The organism is Aeromonas sp. s10 (genome assembly GCF_040907975.1).
In the GTDB taxonomy this organism is placed as follows: domain Bacteria; phylum Pseudomonadota; class Gammaproteobacteria; order Enterobacterales; family Aeromonadaceae; genus Aeromonas; species Aeromonas caviae.
This window is the reverse complement of the sequence record NZ_JBFOCV010000033.1, coordinates 98,165-111,392: the sequence shown is the minus strand read 5'-3', so window position 1 is coordinate 111,392 and position 13,228 is coordinate 98,165. Positions and strand designations below refer to the sequence as shown.

Here is a 13,228-nt window from a genome sequence, read left to right as displayed (position 1 = left end):
GAGCCGATCACGAGATGGAACTGTTACAGCAATCCCTGTTTGTCCCCTGCGGTGAGCATCGACTCCATGTGCGCCATATCCAGCCCGGTGTCGCGGTGCATGCCGACCCCATCCTGATGGTGCACGGGGCCATCGAGAACGGCCGCATCTTCTACACCGAATCGGGCAAGGGGCTTGCCTGCTTTCTGGCTCGCCACGGGTATCAGGTCTATGTGGCGGATCTGCGTGGTCGGGGTCTGAGCACACCGACCATCGCCGAGCGGGCCGGCCACGGCCAGCATGAGCTGATCACCGAGGATCTGCCCGCCCTGCAGCGCTGGGTTTCGGCCCGCCATGCCGGTGCCCGGGTGCACTGGATGGCCCACTCCTGGGGCGGCGTCATCATGGCCTCGACCCTGGTGCGCTTCCCCGAGCTGGCGGAGCAGGTTGCCAGCCTGGTGTTCTTCGGCACCAAGCGGGGGGTCTCGGTGCAGAACCCGGAGCGCTGGTTGAAGGTGGATCTGATCTGGAACCGGCTCGCCCCCTGGCTGGCGCGCCGCCGGGGGTTTCTGGCCGCCCGCCGGTTGAAGATAGGGGCCGATGATGAGCCCCTGCGCTACTTGCAGGAGACCATCCCCTGGGTCAAGTGCGGGCCCTGGTTGGACCCCTTTGACGGCTTCGCCTATGACGAGGCGGCGAGCCGGGTCAACTGGCCCCCGCTCTGGATGATCTCCGCCAAGGCGGACAAGGTACTTGGCCACCCCGTCGACGTGCGCCGCTTCAGCGACGAGATGGGCTCGGCCGCCCGCCACACCCGCCTTGGGCGGGACAACGGCAACCGCCTCGATTACGACCACATCAACATGCTGACGGCCCCCCAGGCACAGGAGGATCACTTCCCCGACATCCTCGCCTGGCTGATCAACCCCCAGGCTGCCTGATAGACAAAAAACGGGCACTTGCGTGCACGTTTTTTGTTGTCTCCCGGCCCTGCTGGCTAGCGGGACCCGGATGGTATGCCAAGGCGGAACAGGGTCGCCTCGGTGGTATCGGTCAGTTCACCCACGCCCACGACACTCCAGAGCTCCTCTTCCAGCTTCTTGGCCTTGTGAATGGCGAACTTGGCGATATAGTCCAGTTCACCCGCGATGAAGCTGGTGTCCGGGCGGCCAGTGCGCGAAATACCCACCAGTACTGAATAGAACTCTCCCTGTTGCCGGGCCAGCTCGATGAAGCGGCGCTTTTGATCCGGTGAGCTGAAGCTGCTGGCCAGGTGGCTGCGAAACAGGGGGGTTCCCCCCTGGGAGTGGAGGGCGGCGATGTAGACCTCCTCCTCTTCCGGCTTGTCTTCCCGCTCGATGGCGCGCAGGGGATTGAGCAGCAGGGCCTTGAGCAGTGCCCCCTGGAACAGGGGATACAGGTTCAACTGCTGATCCTGCTCGGCACAGATGCGCAGCAGACGGGAAAGGCTGCGTGGCTGTGGCGAGAGGCCGGCCGCGGCCAGTTTCGGGGCGGCCTTGAGCTTGTTCACATAGACGGGGGTGTTGAACAGGTGGTGGGTGTAGAGGTTGCGCAGCGCCCTGGCCATGCCGCGATAGCGATTGAACTCCCGGGTGGTCTTGAGCTTGTTCTGGTTGCTTTCGATAAGCAGGCTGAAGAACTGGTGGCCGGTATGGCGCTCAGCCGTCCCCTCGATGCACAGATGCAGCACGGTTCTGCTCAGGTTGAGGCTGACCAGCCGATAGGGCAGGCGTTGCAGGTCCATGTTCCTGGCGAGCTCCTGCAAACGGGGCAGGGCCACAGTGATAATGTCTCCCTTCTCCCCGTCGAACGGCTCCTCCAGCTCGATTTGCATGCCGTGGGCAGAGATGTCTCGGGTCCAGCCGACCCAGGATCGCTCCTTGTGATGCAAGACGATGGCCGTCTTGTGCATGTAGCGCGCCTCCTTGCGCAGTTGCACATAGTGCAGCGTCTCTATCTCGAAGGGGGCGGCATGGATGTCATGGCCAAAGCGCTGCAAGGCGTTGGCGTTGAGCGGATCCTGACCCGTCTCTCGCTGGAACTCGTCGCGCTGGTTGTCCAGGTTTATCTCCTGCAGCATGCCCACGTATCCGAGCTGGGCCAGGCGCTCGCGCAGCAGCCTGTCCTGCAACTGGCTCGCCCCGCCCTGGGGGTTGTCGAGGTCGGCCTCCCGCAGGGTGCAGGCTTCCATGCTGAACTTGTACACCCGCCAACTGGGGCGGCGGGCGCCGATCTGGAAGAAGAGCGCGGTCAGTCCGCTCTGTTCCAGCTCCTTCCGGGTCGCGGAGAAGAAGTAGAGGTGGCTGCGTACCGCATGGGTAAAGCTGTAGATCAGCGTCTCGCACAGCCCCTCTTTGCCTGGGAGCAACGAGGGCATGCGGGCAGCGGTGAAGAGGCTGGCGAGCATGTCGCGGTTTTTGGCGTCGCGCCAGTATTCGAGAATGTGCTGGTTGTTCTCGGTGCGCAGGGCGATCTCGAGGGCGGGGACGCTGCCCTTGCCGAAATAGAGGGGCATGCCGGTCATGCGCGGCAGATAGAACTGCTCATACCCCTTGATGACGGCGGCGGAGAGCAGGTAGTCGACGCTGACGCGATAGCGGCTGCGGTTGCGCTCGATGAAGTCGCGCAGGAACTCGTCGAACACCGGATGCTCGCCGTTCTTGAGCAGCCTGAGCCAGAATTTGTCCTCTTTTCTCTCCTCCCCCAGGATCTGGTAGCTGACCGGGTCACGCAGCAGGGGATGGGGATGATCGCGTTCCAGTCCGGTGAAGAAGACGGCTATCAGGTCGCCTGTCTGGTAGTCGGGCAGATAGGGCACGGATACCCGGATGCCGCCGAGGGAGATGTCGGAGCTCTTGGCGAGGATCTTCTCGCCGTTGGCGAGCTGGAGCACCATGGGAGAGCTGAAGTGCATGCGCTCTTCCTGTCGCCCGTAATGGCTGGCGAAGGGGATGGCGCTGACATCGAACGGACGAAATGGGCTGATGGGCAGTGCCAGATTGTCGCTGCGCCCCTGGTTGAGTTTGTACCAGGCTTGCAGCGCCTCGTAGACCCCCAGGGTGTAGCTGTCCCGGTAGAGGTAGCACTGGGATTGAAACAGCTCGATGGCCTCGGCGGGCATGAAGTGGGTCACCCCGTCGAACTCATGCACCTGACAGAGGGCGCCCAGCTCGTTGCGCATGTCGATGACGCGCCGGCAGGGGGTGCACTTGCGTTTGAGTTCCATCTTCAGCAGGAACCGACTGTTGGTATTTTCGTTCTGGGTCAGACGGTTGAAGATTTCGTCGAAGTCCTTTTCCCGGAGCAGGGGGACAAGTTGTTCTATCAGATGTAGTGGTTGTTCTGAATCCATGTATTCCTGCCGCGGAAAGTCACTTTTCCGATTCTGGGTTTGATCTGCCGGTCGCAAACAAGTATATCAAGCAGGAATTCATCCTGTCCCCGAGTTATCCATGGCCAAAAACAAAACCGCCTATGTTTGTTCCGAATGTGGAGCCGACTTCACCCGCTGGCAAGGCCAGTGCAGCGAGTGCAAGGAATGGAACACCATCACCGAGGTGCGACTGGGGGTGACGACACCCGGCAAGGGCGCTCGCTATACCGGTTATGCGGGCGCCGTCGGCAGCCAGGTGCAGACCCTGGCGGAGATCGCCACCACGGAGATCCCCCGTTTCAGCTCGGGCTTCAAGGAGCTGGACCGCGTACTCGGTGGCGGCGTGGTCCCCGGTTCGGCCATTCTCATCGGCGGCAACCCCGGGGCCGGCAAATCGACCCTGTTGCTGCAGACCATGTGCGGCCTGGCGCAGCGCATGAAGACCCTCTATGTGACCGGTGAGGAGTCACTGCAACAGGTGGCGATGCGGGCCAGTCGGCTGGGTCTGCCCACGGACAAGCTGCGCATGTTGTCCGAGACCAGTGTCGAGCAGATCTGCCTCATCGCCCAGCAGGAGCAGCCTCAGATCATGGTCATCGACTCCATCCAGGTGATGCACGTGGCGGATGTGCAGTCTGCGCCGGGGTCCGTCTCCCAGGTGCGGGAGTCGGCGGCGCTGCTGACACGCTATGCCAAGCAGAATCATGTGGCCATCTTCATGGTGGGCCACGTCACCAAGGACGGCACCCTGGCGGGCCCCAAGGTGCTGGAGCACTGCATCGACTGCTCCGTGCTGCTGGATGGCGGGCACGACTCGCGTTTTCGCACCCTGCGCTCCCACAAGAACCGCTTCGGTGCGGTCAACGAACTGGGGGTCTTCGCCATGACCGGGCAGGGAATGAAGGAGGTGAGCAACCCTTCCGCGATTTTCCTCAGCCGCGGGGAGGAGCAGGCTCCGGGCTCCATCGTCATGGTGATCTGGGAAGGCACGCGCCCCCTGCTGGTGGAGTTGCAGGCGCTGGTGGATTATTCCCAGCTCTCCAATCCGCGCCGGGTGGCGGTGGGGATGGACCACAACCGTCTCGCCATGCTGCTGGCGGTGCTGCATCGTCACGGCGGGTTGCAGATGGCGGATCAGGATGTGTTCATCAACGTGGTGGGTGGCGTCAAAGTCGAGGAGACCAGCGCGGATCTGGCGCTGCTGCTGGCCATGGTGTCGAGCTTCCGGGATCAGGCCCTGCCCAAGGATCTGGTGGTCTTTGGCGAAGTGGGACTCTCCGGCGAGATACGGCCCGTGCCCTCGGGTCAGGAGCGACTGCAGGAGGCGGCCAAGCACGGTTTCCGCCGAGCCATCGTCCCGCATGCCAATGCGCCCAAACATCCCATCGAGGGGATGGAGGTGGTGCCGGTGAAGAAACTCTCCGATGCCCTCGAGGCCCTGTAACCAACCATGAAAAAGGAGCGTATGAACGCTCCTTTGTTTTTCTGCCCGCCCGCTCAGGATTCGGGGGGGACGTGGTCTCGGTGCTCTTGCAGCAACTGCTCCAGCTCGCGATGGAGCAGTTGCTCCTCTCCGATGTTCAGCTCGATCATCCGCTTGAGGTGAGTGGCGCTGTCGATGTCGATGTGGTGGCAGTAAAACCCCAGCTTCTTGCTGGCTTCGTGGGTCAGCTCGACCTGCATCTTGATCTCGATGTCGCTGCCCCCGAGCACGAAGCAGATTTCGTACTCCTTGTCCTCGCTGGCGACCCAATCCTCGGGTCTGAGCAGCAGGGCTCCCTGCAGGGAGACATCGACCAGCTGGGTGCGCCACTGGTGTTCACCCTGGGTGAGCTTGGCGGCGGTCAAATAGAAAATCCGAGTAAAGTGGCGGCGCTCGGCCATGGTCGTCTCCGGTCTGCGTGCGAGCAAGATGCTCATCCTTCATGTTGCAGAGTGTAATCCAGCTGGCACGCCAGGATATTGAACTGGCTCCGATATTGAATATCAGACCTGCTGATGGCTGAGGGATTCCACCACCTGCAGCGCCTTGACCAGCCGATCCTCCTGTTTGAACCTGTCCTCCAGCACGGGGCCGAGCTGGTTCAAATCCTCGTCCAGTTGCAGCAACTGGGCTTCGTCGGCGTTGCTGTACTTGTCGTTGAACTCCAGCGCGAATTCGGTACAGGCACGGATATGGGGGTAGATGCGCTTGGCCAGCTCCAGTTTGTCCCCGCTGGCTTGCTCAAAGGCGGTGACGACATGGTTGTAGATCTCGAAATGGCCTGCGCTGACGTAATCGACCAGTTGTTCGCAAAAACGTTGCAGTTCGACGTGGCCTGGGAGGGTGCGTTGCTTGCACTTGGCGGGCATGAGGCCTGCCAGTCGCATGTACTCGACCAGCAACGCCTGTCTGGCATCCAGCCAGTCATCTATTGCTCTGTGCTTGCCTGCCAGTGCGCGCTTGGTTTTTTCCAGTTCAGTTAACATAGTCCCTCCATGGGCATGACATGCGGCTCTCGGGTCGCATGCCTTCGGTCATTCTTATCGACTGACGACACTCCTATAACTAGGGAAAATCCAGTTGACCGTCAATAGGAGTGTAGGGATATTGTTACATCAGGCGGGGATTTGCATGCCTCTCCCCACCGGTACTTCGCATCCTGTCGCCCATCCAGGGGACAAGGGGGCGATATATGTGACTATTTCCGCAGATCTTGATGAAAACCCCAGCATTCAAGCCAATCCGGCTGATAAAGCCTTTGCCTGAGTGTTTTTTTTTGAATAGAGTGGCCCGGTGCTAAATGCCCGATCATAAAGGAAATGTTATGAACAAAGCTCAACTTGTCGATGCAATTGCCGCCAAAGCAGACCTGAGCAAAGCTCAGGCCAAAGTCGCTCTGGAAGAGATCATCAATGGTATTACCCAGAGCCTGAAAGAGGGCGATGCCGTTCAGTTGGTGGGTTTTGGTACCTTCAAGGTCAACCATCGCGCGGGCCGTACCGGTCGCAACCCGCAAACCGGTAAAGAGATCCAGATTGCAGCCGCCAATGTGCCGTCCTTCGTGGCTGGCAAGGCGCTGAAAGACGCCGTCAAATAAGATCGTCTTGTAATCAAATGAAACCCGGCTTGTGCCGGGTTTTTTCTTGCCATCTTCGTCAAAATTTGTTTCAGATACACTCAGAATATGGCATGCGCTGTAGCGAGGTGGATATGGAACAGAAAAATGCCATTCGGCAGGTAGCCGTCCCCTGGGCACCCTCTCGTCAACTCCCTCCCGGCCTGGTCGTGGCCGAACTGCATCAGGATATCTGGAGCGACACCCTGACCGTCATGCTGGGGCGTGCTCGCAGCATCGATCTGCCTCCGTTGCCCCTGTGCCGGGTGAGTTTTCGCCACATCTTCGCAGTGCGGGTGATGGAGGATTGCGATCTGGCGGAGGGGCGTGACAGCCACGTCATCGAGGAGCAGATCCAGCTCATCACCCCGTCCCGTTTCGCCAGCTGGTTCCATCAGGAATCCGATGGACTGCACCTGGATGAAGATTTGCAGCACTACCGCATCTCGACCTGGGATTACTGTGCCGATGTGCTGACCTCTTCTCCCCCTGAACTCCAGTTCATGGTTCAGGAGGAGTAAGCCAGACTGTCGGGTCACCTCCGTGGTGACAAAAAAGCCGGCGCAGGGGCGCCGGCTTTTTCTTGTTCGGGAGCGTGGGGCGCTTAGCCCAGGATCTGGTCCCGGTGCAGCCCCAGCACGATCAGCAGCCCGATGAAATAGAAGGCGCTGAGCTTGATGCCGAGAATGGTGAGCAGGCTGGCGCACAGACGCACCAGGGCCTTGTGCAGCCAGGATCCGGTGAAGCGGTACATGATCACTCCACCGCGTCGGCCGGCGCGAACTCCGGCACCTTGGCCATGGCGTCCAGCACCACTTGGATGTCGGCCCCCGGCTTGCAGGCATTCTCGCTCAGATGGCGACGCCAGGCGCGCGCCCCCTGCATGTTCTGGAACAACCCCAGCATGTGGCGGGTCATGTGGGAGAGGTAGTTGCCCTTGGCCAGCTCCTGTTCGATGTAGGGCAGCATCATCCGCACCACCTCGTGGCGGCTTGGTACGGCATGGTTCTCGCCGAACACCAGATTGTCCACCTGGGCCAGAATGTAGGGATTCTGGTAGGCTTCGCGGCCCATCATGACCCCGTCGAGGTGCTGCAGATGTTCAAGAGTCTGTTCCAGACTGGTCACCCCGCCGTTGATGGCAATGGTCAGATCCGGGTAATCCTGCTTGACCTGGTAGACGCGAGGATAATCGAGGGGCGGGATCTCGCGGTTCTCTTTCGGACTCAAGCCGCTCAGCCAGGCCTTGCGGGCATGGACGATGAAGGTATCGCAACCGGCGTCCCTAACCTGCTCGATGAAGGCCTGCAAGAACTCGTAGGAGTCTTGCTCGTCGATGCCGATACGGGTCTTCACGGTGACCGGAATGTCGACTACGTCGCGCATCGCCTTGACGCAATCGGCCACCAGCGCGGGTTCGCCCATGAGGCAGGCGCCGAAACGGCCGTTTTGCACCCGATCGGAAGGGCAGCCGACGTTGAGGTTGACCTCGTCATAGCCGCGCTCCTCGGCGAGCCTGGCGCAGCGGGCCAGGTCTGCCGGGTTGCTGCCACCCAGTTGCAGGGCGAGAGGGTGTTCCTGCTCGCTGTAGCCCAGATAGTCGCCCTTGCCGTGGATGATGGCGCCCGTGGTCACCATCTCGGTATAGAGCAGGGTCTGGCGGGTCATCAGACGGTGGAAATAACGGCAATGCCGATCGGTCCAGTCCAGCATGGGGGCGATGGAAAAGCGCTGCGCCTGCATAAAAATCATCCGGGTTGGCCAAACAAGGGGCGGGATTCTATCACAACGTGAGACAGCCCCAGAAAATGAATTTTGTCGCCGCGCACTGGGGGCCCTGTGATAGTATCCGGCTAATTGACAGGGTATCTGCGTGAACATGAATCAAGACCAACTTCTACAACGAGCGGAACGCCTCTGCGAGCAGCGAGGGATCCGTTTCACCCCGACACGGCGCCAGGTGTTCCGGCTGCTTGCCGCCCACGGCAATGCCATCAGTGCCTATGATTTGCTGGCCCAGTTGCAGCAGACCGAGGCTCATGCCAAACCGCCTACCGTCTATCGGGCGCTCGACTTCCTGCTCGAACAGGGCTTTGCCCACAAGGTGGAGTCGCTCAACGCCTTCATCTTCTGCTGCCACTTCGACCATGCCCACCCGATGCAACTGCTGATCTGCGATCGTTGCGGTGAGGTAGTGGAGCTGCACGATCCCGCCATCGACGGCGCCTTTTCCGAGCAGGCTCATCAGCATGGTTTTACTATTACCAACAAGACCATAGAAGCCCATGGTCAATGTGCCCGCTGTTCCGTTACCGTAGGAAGTCAAGATGAAGGCTGATTTTGTAAACCCGTTCCTGCTCTCCCTGCTCAACGTGCTCTCCACCATGGCACAGCTGGAACTCAAACCGGGCGCGCCCAAGCGCAAGACGGACGAGCTGGCTCGGGGAGATGTCTCCGGCCTGATTGGCATGGTGGGTCCGCAGACCCGGGGCTCCCTCTCCATCAGTTTCGAGAAGGGGCTGGCATTGGAGATCATGCGTCGCATGCTGGGGGAGGCGCCGGCCACCATCAACGAGGAAGTGACCGACATGGTGGGCGAGATCACCAACATGGTGACGGGCGGCGCCAAACGCATGCTGGGGGAGAAGGGCTATGAGTTCGACATGGCGACCCCGGTCATCGTCTCCGGTCCCAATCACACCATCACTCACCGGGCAGACGGCGCCAAGATCATGATGCCGTTCGAATCGGAGTATGGCCGTGCCACCATCGAGATCTGCTTCGAGTAATCGCCATGTGGAAGATGCTGAAATGGAGTGTCATCGGTGGGGTGGTGCTGCTTATCCTGTCGGATATCGAGATCAGCACCTCTCTCTACAAGTACGAAGACAACCGCGTGGAGATCAACTTCCCGCGCTGGCAGGCTGACCAGCCCTGGTGCACCCTGCGCTGGCATGCGGGCCGGTTTGAGCATCACTGGTACGGTCTTGCAGGCAAACCCAAGCCAGCAACCGTCCTCTGAAGAGCGCTCTCCACAACGGATGAACCAGATTGCACCAACAAAAAAGAGGCCAGCAAATGCTGGCCTCTTTCATTTGGTCAAGATCTGTTATCAGGCCGCTTCTGCAGCCAGCTTGCCATTGCCACGCACCATGACACCGAGGCCACAGGCCAGCAGGGTCGGCAGCAACCAGGCCAGGCCTTTGTCAAACAGCGGCAGGAAGGCGAAAGCATCCATCTTCATACCGGCGGCGCCCAGGCCGTCCAGGCAGCCGAACAGGAAGGCGACCAGCAGCACGGAGCGGAACACCAGGCGGGGGCGACCGAAGTAACCCTTCAGGAAGGTGACCAGTACCAGCGCCACGGCAACCGGGTAGATGGCGACCAGCACCGGAATGGAGAGGCTGATGAGCTGGCTCAGGCCCACGTTGGCCACGATGCCGCAGATGACACCCAGCAACACGACCAGCTTCTTGTAGCTCATGCCGGTCAGGTTGTGGAAGAAGTCGGAGCAGGCGGAGATGAGGCCGACGGCCGTGGTGAAGCAGGCCAGGGTGATGATGGCTGCCAGGATGAACTGACCCGGTTGGCCGAACAGACTCAGCACGTAGGCGTTGACGATGGCACCGCCGTTGCTCACGTCTGTGGCGACGCCGGCAGCGGTGTTGCCCAGCTGGAACAGGGAGACATAGACCACGGAGAGACCGATGGCGGAGATGATGCCCGCGATGGCCAGGTACTTGAACTGGCTCTGGTAGTCATGGATGCCTTTCTGGCGCAGCAGGTCGACGATCAGGGCGCCGAACATCAGGGACGCCAGGGTGTCCATGGTGTTGTAGCCTTCCAGAATGCCCTTCACGAAGGGGGTGCTCTGGTAGTCACCGGATGCGGCAGGCATGCTTCCTTGCGGTGCGACGAAGACACCGATGGCCAGGGTCAGCAGCAGCAGCATCAGCAGCGGGGTCAGGTACTTGCCGATGGCATCCATCAGCTTGCCCTGGTTCAGGGAGACCAGGATGGCCACGCCGAAGAACAGTACTGTGTAGGCAGCCAGACCGGATGGTCCCATGTCGCCAAGGAAGGGCTTGAGGCCCATCTCGTAGGCCACCAGGCCGGTACGGGGGGCGGCGAAGGCCGGGCCGATGATGATGTAGATGGCGACGGCCAGTGCGGTGGCCACGCCGGTCGGCAGCAGCTTGGTCATGCCGGCCCAGCCGTTGCCAGCCTTGGCGACGGCGATGATGGTGATGAGGGGCAGGCCCACGGCGGTGACCAGGAAGCCCAGCATGGCGAGAGAGAGGTGCTCACCCGCCATGAAGCCGGCCAGGGGCGGGAAGATGATGTTGCCTGCGCCCAGATAGAACGCAAAGGTCATGAAGCCCAATCCGAGTACATCGGACAATGTGAGTGATTTCGTCAAGTTCAACCTCGTCTGTCTTGTAAACTATTGCTTGTTATAGTTTTTTATTTGTCAGTGACCGGCACTTTCCGGGGGTAAAAAAAAGAGCCCCGCTGGTTTTTTCATCGCGACCAGTGGTTTGAACTGGTCTTGAGCGGGCGCTCATTTAGCAGTCAGCATAATGATGTGAAAAAATAGTTCAAGGCAAAATTTACATCTTCAAATAGAAGGGGCTGGTTAGTTGGATATATCTGTCGGAATAGCCTCCCGTGGCAGAATGGATCACAATTTCACCCCTCTCACACTTGTTTAATCCTCTGCCAAGCAGCAATAAAACACGATTTGCCTCTTTCCCCTCTCTGGTAGTAACAGCCAGATAACAACGCTCATACAGATCATAACTCGACGAAATGCATAAAATTTCATCCGCCATCGCCGTGGGCAGCACCAGGGCCAGTTGCCCGGTACGGCTCAGCAGGCGATCGCTGGCGGCCAGCAATCCCCTGGGGGCGAGCCCCCCGGTATGACGGGCCAGAGCCCTGGCCGGATCGCGGAGTGTCTGGCCTGCCGGGAAATAGGGCGGGTTGGAGACGATGAGATCGTAAGGGGGGGCGAGGTGATCCTGAATGGCGCTCTCTATGATGGTGACCCGCTCACGCCAGGGGGAGGCCGCCACATTCTCCTGGGCCTGCACGGCTGCATCCTTATCCAGCTCCACCCCGTCTATGTGGCAGTCGTTCGTGCTGCGCTGGGCCAGCATCAGGGCGATGAGGCCGCTGCCGGTGCCGATGTCCAGCACCCGGCGGGCGCTGTCGACCGGCGCCCAGGCTCCCAGCAGAATGCCGTCCGTACCGACCTTCATGGCGCAGCGGTCGTGATCGATGTGAAATTGCTTGAACGTGAAACCGTTGTTGCGCCCCATTCGGCCCTCCTCCTGTGCCTGCCCGCGGAAAATGGCCGGCGATTATAGCGGCTAAGCCACAGTCACCATAGGAGCCGGCGGCATAATCGCCTATAATCTGCCGCTTCCTTAATGACCGAGTATTGCCATGAGCCAGTCCTTTGATGATTTCGACCTGAATCCAGCCCTCAGTCGGGCCTTGGCCGAGATGGGATTCACCCGCCCCACCACCATCCAGCAGATGGTGCTGGAGCCAGCCCTGGACGGCCGCGATATTCTGGCCTCTGCGCCGACCGGAACCGGCAAGACCGCCGCCTTCCTGCTGCCCGCGATGCAGCACTTGCTGGACTTCCCGCGCCGCAAGCCGGGTCCGTGCCGCATGCTGATCCTGACTCCGACCCGCGAGCTCGCGCTGCAGGTGAGTGCTCACGCCAAGGCCCTGGCGGTGCACACCCATCTCAGCATCGAGACCATCATCGGTGGTGTCAGCCATGAAGAGCAGCTGCCTGCCCTGACCAAGACCACCGACATCGTGGTGGCCACCCCTGGCCGTCTGCTCGAGTACATCGAGAAAGAGGAGTTCGAGAGCCACGACATCGAGGTGCTGGTGCTGGATGAAGCGGACCGGATGCTGGACATGGGCTTCATCAAGGACGTGAACCGCATCGTGGAAGAGGCGCGTTACCGCAAGCACACCATGCTCTTCTCCGCCACCCTGGAAGGGGCCGGCCTCGAGAAGTTTGCGAGCGAGATCCTCAAAGACCCGGTTGAGCTGCACGCCGAGCCGCCCCGCAGCGAGCGCCGCCCCATCACCCAGTGGATCCACCTGGCCGATGATGCCGCCCACAAGTTGGCTCTGCTGGTGCACATCCTGAAAAACCCGGAGACCCAGAAGGCCATCATCTTCGTCAAGACCCGTGAGCGACTGGCGGAGCTTTCCGGCCAGTTGCAGGCGGCAGGCGTGCCCTGCGCCTGGATCCGTGGCGAGATGGAGCAGGCCAAGCGCATCGAGTCTATCCGCAAGTTCCACGAAGGGGAGGTGCCCTTCCTCATCGCCACCGACGTGGCCGCCCGCGGCATCGACCTGCCGAACGTCAGTCATGTCATCAACTACGACATGCCCTACGGTGCGGATGTCTATGTGCACCGCATCGGTCGTACCGGTCGTGCCGGCAACCGTGGCTGCGCCATCAGCCTGGTGGAAGCTCACGACATGGCCATGGTCGCCAAGATCGAACGCTACACCGAGGAGCGCCTCAAGCGCCGGGTGATCGATGAGCTGCGCCCCAGACACAAGGAAGCGCGGGTGCCGGTGAAGAAGAAAAAGCCGAAGGATGCCAAGAAGTCGGCAAAGAAGAAAAAGAAGTAATGCCCCCGAGCACAGTTGAAACGGCCATCCCAGGATGGCCGTTTTGCTGTCTGCTGCCTGGGGAGTGGCCTGAGAGAGGCGCAGAAAA

At 60.7% G+C, this 13,228-nt stretch carries 15 protein-coding genes; 8 read left to right on the top strand and 7 right to left on the bottom strand.

Going from position 1 to position 13,228, the window contains the following annotated elements:
• The first annotated feature begins 14 nt into the window (after positions 1 to 14).
• On the top strand, positions 15 to 920 hold the full coding sequence (locus AB5Y59_RS09610; RefSeq protein WP_139737107.1) for an alpha/beta fold hydrolase: 906 nt from the start codon (positions 15 to 17) through the stop codon (positions 918 to 920).
• A 56-nt stretch (positions 921 to 976) separates the two neighbouring features.
• Here AB5Y59_RS09610 and AB5Y59_RS09605 read toward each other — a convergent pair whose 3' ends face one another.
• Entirely contained in the window at positions 977 to 3,352 is a 2,376-nt protein-coding gene (locus AB5Y59_RS09605) for a PilZ domain-containing protein (protein ID WP_368211892.1), read from the bottom strand.
• Between the two features lie 100 nt (positions 3,353 to 3,452).
• Here AB5Y59_RS09605 and radA point away from each other — a divergent pair, with 100 nt between their 5' ends.
• Complete coding sequence (gene radA / locus AB5Y59_RS09600; protein WP_139737105.1) at positions 3,453 to 4,817, top strand: DNA repair protein RadA; 1,365 nt, start codon at positions 3,453 to 3,455, stop codon at positions 4,815 to 4,817.
• 53 nt (positions 4,818 to 4,870) lie between these two features.
• Here radA and AB5Y59_RS09595 read toward each other — a convergent pair whose 3' ends face one another.
• Together AB5Y59_RS09595 and AB5Y59_RS09590 are read right to left on the bottom strand one after the other, a co-directional pair.
• Positions 4,871 to 5,257: a PilZ domain-containing protein gene (locus tag AB5Y59_RS09595; RefSeq protein WP_029313755.1), complete on the bottom strand. Its 387-nt coding sequence runs from the start codon at positions 5,255 to 5,257 to the stop codon at positions 4,871 to 4,873.
• 102 nt (positions 5,258 to 5,359) lie between these two features.
• A complete protein-coding gene (locus AB5Y59_RS09590) occupies positions 5,360 to 5,842 on the bottom strand; it encodes an Rsd/AlgQ family anti-sigma factor (RefSeq protein ID WP_029313757.1) in 483 nt (160 codons plus the stop codon).
• Positions 5,843 to 6,180: 338 nt separating this feature from the next.
• Between AB5Y59_RS09590 and hupA the strand changes: the two genes are divergently transcribed.
• Together hupA and AB5Y59_RS09580 are read left to right on the top strand one after the other, a co-directional pair.
• Positions 6,181 to 6,453 carry a nucleoid-associated protein HU-alpha gene (gene hupA, locus AB5Y59_RS09585; RefSeq protein WP_005305063.1) on the top strand — a complete coding sequence of 91 codons (273 nt, stop codon included), beginning with the start codon at positions 6,181 to 6,183 and terminating at the stop codon, positions 6,451 to 6,453.
• Between the two features lie 113 nt (positions 6,454 to 6,566).
• Entirely contained in the window at positions 6,567 to 6,992 is a 426-nt protein-coding gene (locus AB5Y59_RS09580) for a hypothetical protein (protein ID WP_029313758.1), read from the top strand.
• Positions 6,993 to 7,075: 83 nt separating this feature from the next.
• Here AB5Y59_RS09580 and AB5Y59_RS09575 read toward each other — a convergent pair whose 3' ends face one another.
• Complete coding sequence (locus AB5Y59_RS09575; RefSeq protein ID WP_139737104.1) at positions 7,076 to 7,225, bottom strand: hypothetical protein; 150 nt, start codon at positions 7,223 to 7,225, stop codon at positions 7,076 to 7,078.
• A gap of 2 nt (positions 7,226 to 7,227) precedes the next feature.
• Entirely contained in the window at positions 7,228 to 8,214 is a 987-nt protein-coding gene (gene dusA / locus AB5Y59_RS09570) for a tRNA dihydrouridine(20/20a) synthase DusA (protein ID WP_052816269.1), read from the bottom strand.
• Positions 8,215 to 8,350: 136 nt separating this feature from the next.
• Between dusA and zur the strand changes: the two genes are divergently transcribed.
• From zur to AB5Y59_RS09555, 3 genes are read left to right on the top strand one after another with little or no spacing between them, the layout of a single operon-like run.
• Entirely contained in the window at positions 8,351 to 8,809 is a 459-nt protein-coding gene (gene zur / locus AB5Y59_RS09565) for a zinc uptake transcriptional repressor Zur (protein ID WP_049636537.1), read from the top strand.
• Positions 8,799 to 9,260: a chemotaxis protein CheX gene (locus AB5Y59_RS09560; protein WP_010673043.1), complete on the top strand. Its 462-nt coding sequence runs from the start codon at positions 8,799 to 8,801 to the stop codon at positions 9,258 to 9,260. The genes zur and AB5Y59_RS09560 overlap by 11 nt, the downstream gene beginning before the upstream one ends.
• A gap of 5 nt (positions 9,261 to 9,265) precedes the next feature.
• A complete protein-coding gene (locus tag AB5Y59_RS09555) occupies positions 9,266 to 9,493 on the top strand; it encodes a hypothetical protein (protein ID WP_128344179.1) in 228 nt (75 codons plus the stop codon).
• A 90-nt stretch (positions 9,494 to 9,583) separates the two neighbouring features.
• Here the strand turns inward: AB5Y59_RS09555 and brnQ are convergent, their stop codons facing one another.
• Positions 9,584 to 10,846, bottom strand: coding sequence for a branched-chain amino acid transport system II carrier protein (gene brnQ, locus AB5Y59_RS09550; protein ID WP_254203880.1), 1,263 nt, complete (start codon positions 10,844 to 10,846; stop codon positions 9,584 to 9,586).
• A gap of 235 nt (positions 10,847 to 11,081) precedes the next feature.
• Positions 11,082 to 11,792: a tRNA1(Val) (adenine(37)-N6)-methyltransferase gene (locus AB5Y59_RS09545; protein WP_368211888.1), complete on the bottom strand. Its 711-nt coding sequence runs from the start codon at positions 11,790 to 11,792 to the stop codon at positions 11,082 to 11,084.
• Between the two features lie 127 nt (positions 11,793 to 11,919).
• Here AB5Y59_RS09545 and srmB point away from each other — a divergent pair, with 127 nt between their 5' ends.
• Positions 11,920 to 13,140, top strand: coding sequence for an ATP-dependent RNA helicase SrmB (gene srmB / locus AB5Y59_RS09540; RefSeq protein WP_041210934.1), 1,221 nt, complete (start codon positions 11,920 to 11,922; stop codon positions 13,138 to 13,140).
• Positions 13,141 to 13,228 lie beyond the last annotated feature (88 nt).

Bases quoted from the DNA above. Each gene is read 5' to 3' on its own strand.
- AB5Y59_RS09590 (WP_029313757.1), bottom strand. From the start codon at position 5,842: ATGTTAACTGAACTGGAAAAAACCAAGCGCGCACTGGCAGGCAAGCAC.
- AB5Y59_RS09605 (WP_368211892.1), bottom strand. From the start codon at position 3,352: ATGGATTCAGAACAACCACTACATCTGATAGAACAACTTGTCCCCCTG.
- radA (WP_139737105.1), top strand. From the start codon at position 3,453: ATGGCCAAAAACAAAACCGCCTATGTTTGTTCCGAATGTGGAGCCGAC.
- AB5Y59_RS09575 (WP_139737104.1), bottom strand. From the start codon at position 7,225: ATGTACCGCTTCACCGGATCCTGGCTGCACAAGGCCCTGGTGCGTCTG.
- AB5Y59_RS09555 (WP_128344179.1), top strand. From the start codon at position 9,266: ATGTGGAAGATGCTGAAATGGAGTGTCATCGGTGGGGTGGTGCTGCTT.
- AB5Y59_RS09560 (WP_010673043.1), top strand. From the start codon at position 8,799: ATGAAGGCTGATTTTGTAAACCCGTTCCTGCTCTCCCTGCTCAACGTG.
- AB5Y59_RS09545 (WP_368211888.1), bottom strand. From the start codon at position 11,792: ATGGGGCGCAACAACGGTTTCACGTTCAAGCAATTTCACATCGATCAC.
- AB5Y59_RS09610 (WP_139737107.1), top strand. From the start codon at position 15: ATGGAACTGTTACAGCAATCCCTGTTTGTCCCCTGCGGTGAGCATCGA.
- AB5Y59_RS09580 (WP_029313758.1), top strand. From the start codon at position 6,567: ATGGAACAGAAAAATGCCATTCGGCAGGTAGCCGTCCCCTGGGCACCC.
- hupA (WP_005305063.1), top strand. From the start codon at position 6,181: ATGAACAAAGCTCAACTTGTCGATGCAATTGCCGCCAAAGCAGACCTG.
- dusA (WP_052816269.1), bottom strand. From the start codon at position 8,214: ATGCAGGCGCAGCGCTTTTCCATCGCCCCCATGCTGGACTGGACCGAT.
- srmB (WP_041210934.1), top strand. From the start codon at position 11,920: ATGAGCCAGTCCTTTGATGATTTCGACCTGAATCCAGCCCTCAGTCGG.
- brnQ (WP_254203880.1), bottom strand. From the start codon at position 10,846: ATGACCTTTGCGTTCTATCTGGGCGCAGGCAACATCATCTTCCCGCCC.
- zur (WP_049636537.1), top strand. From the start codon at position 8,351: ATGAATCAAGACCAACTTCTACAACGAGCGGAACGCCTCTGCGAGCAG.
- AB5Y59_RS09595 (WP_029313755.1), bottom strand. From the start codon at position 5,257: ATGGCCGAGCGCCGCCACTTTACTCGGATTTTCTATTTGACCGCCGCC.